Annotated in this window: 2 protein-coding genes and 1 riboswitch; both genes read right to left on the reverse strand. The window is 73.7% G+C overall.

Features of this window, described 5'->3' with window-relative positions; all coding sequences use genetic code 11:
- Positions 1-248: 248 nt before the first annotated feature.
- Positions 249-486, reverse strand: a riboswitch (cobalamin riboswitch).
- 90 nt (positions 487-576) lie between these two features.
- The gene (gene hypE, locus GTW67_RS29650; protein WP_161167834.1) at positions 577-1,644 is read right to left on the reverse strand and encodes a hydrogenase expression/formation protein HypE; all 1,068 of its coding nucleotides are present in this window, start codon (positions 1,642-1,644) and stop codon (positions 577-579) included.
- Positions 1,637-2,198: hydrogenase formation protein HypD (hypD, locus tag GTW67_RS29655; protein ID WP_161167835.1), on the reverse strand; the 562-nt coding region annotated here is incomplete at its 5' end. The genes hypD and hypE, both read right to left, overlap by 8 nt.

The raw sequence follows: 2,198 nt of genomic DNA on the forward strand, positions 1-2,198 counted from the left end.
TCTTCAGCTCCCGGTTCCGGCCCTGGCGGGGGTAGCCGTACACGGTGGCCCGTGCTGCCGCGGCCGCGGTCTTCGGTGTCACGGAGATCTCCTTCGCGAGATGAATCCCTGAGATCCCGGCGACGGGACGAGAAGCGCGAAGGGGTGACGGACCGGGCGGGCACGGCCTCGCGCGGCGAGGCGCGGTCGTCCGCCTGGTATGTACGCAGACCCGCCCTCGAGGTCACCGGGATGTCCGCGCACGAGTCGTCGTACGCGGGCGACTGGCAGGTCTTCGGACTCGCGGGCAGGTCCTCGTCGTTCACCTCGGTCACCGAGGAGGACACCTACTGGCCGTCGCTTCCCAGGCCCTTGCACGGACCCAGTGCGTATGACGGCGGTCGTTCCCGCTCACCGCTGCGGGGCAGTCCCGGATTCCCACCGGGTTCCCTCTTGCGACGCGCCCCGCCTGGCGGACGGGTGCGAACCAGCTGCGCCCGCCACCCTAGTCGGTGGGACGAGCAGGCGTGACGGGTGTCCGGCATCCGGCCGGTGATCCGGGACACCCGCCGCGCCGCACACGCGAGGGGACGCCGGTCAGCAGATGCGCGGAAGCTGCTCACCCAGCGGCATGTCGACCACCCGCGTCCCGCCGAGCCCCGTCCGTGCGACGACCATGCCGGGATGCTCCGCGACCGTCTCGCCGATGACCACGGCCTCGGCGCCGAGCGGGTGCGCCCGCATCGCCGCGAGGACGGCGTCGGCGTGCTCCCGGGGCACGAAGGCGACGAGCTTGCCCTCGTTGGCGACGTACATCGGGTCCAGGCCCAGCATGGCGCAGGCCCCCGCCACGGCCGGCGGCACCGGCACGGCCCGCTCCTGGACGACGACCCCGCAGCCCGAGGCCGCCGCGATCTCGTTCAGGGACGCGGCCAGGCCCCCGCGCGTCGGGTCCCGCAGGACGTGCAGGTCCGGGGTGACGTTCAGCATCGCCTCGACGAGCCCGCCGAGCGGCGCGCAGTCGCTGACGACGTCCGCCTCGAAGCCCAGGTTCTCCCGCTCGCTCATGATGGCCATGCCGTGGGCGCCGATGGCGCCGCTGACCAGCACGACGTCGCCGGGCACCACGCGCCGCGGGTCCAGCTCGACCCCGGCGGGGACCAGCCCGATCCCGGAGGTGTTGATGTAGACGCCGTCGCCGTGCCCAGCCTCCACGACCTTGGTGTCCCCGGTCACCACCCGCACCCCGGCCGCGCGGGCGGCGGCCCCGAGCGCCTCGGCCACCCGGGACACGGTGTCGATCTCGACGCCCTCCTCCAGGATGAGCCCGCACGAGAGGAACGCCGGGCGCGCACCGCTCATCGCGAGGTCGTTGACCGTGCCGTTGACGGCCAGGTCGCCGATGCTGCCGCCGGGGAAGAACAGCGGCCGCACCACGAACGAGTCGGTGGAGAAGGCCAGTCGGGCGCCCCCGAGCTCCAGCACGGCGGAGTCGGTCAGCGCGGCGGGCACCGCCGAACCGAGTCCCGGCAGGACGACCTGCTCGACCAGCTCGGCGGACATCGCGCCGCCCCCGCCGTGGCCCATCACCACCCGCGCCCGCTCGCGCAGCGGCGCGGGGCAGGTCAGGGCGAACATGTCCGGTGCCGCGGTGGTGTCAGACAACGCTGCTGTCCTCCAGGATCGGGGCGGACGGTGCCGTGCGGGCCGGCAGGTCGAGGCGCCGGTACAGGTAGTACGCGGCGCACGCGCCCTCGCTGGAGACCATGGTGGCGCCGAGCGGGGTGCGCGGCGTGCAGGTCGTGCCGAAGGCCTCGCACTCGTGGGGCTTGAGCAGCCCTTGCAGCACCTCACCGCTGCGGCACTCGGCCGGCTCGCGGGTGGTGATGTCCCCGACCTGGAAGCGGTGTTCGGCGTCGTGGTCCCGGTAGCGGGAGGACAGCCGCCAGCCGCTCGCCGGGATGACGCCGATGCCGCGCCACGACCGGTCGGTGACCTCGAAGACGTCGTCCAGCATCGCCCGCGCGGCTGGGTTGCCCTCCGCGCGCACCGCCCGCGGATACGCGTTGTCGACGGTGTGCTCGCCGCGTTCCAGCTGCCGCACGGTGCGCCGTACGCCCTCCAGGATGTCCAGCGGCTCGAACCCGGTCACCACGATGGGCACCCCGAACCGCTCCGCCAGGCCCGGATACTCGTCCGTCCCCATCACGCTGCACACG

This window comes from Streptomyces sp. SID5910, assembly GCF_009862125.1.
Classification (GTDB): Bacteria; Actinomycetota; Actinomycetes; order Streptomycetales; family Streptomycetaceae; genus Streptomyces.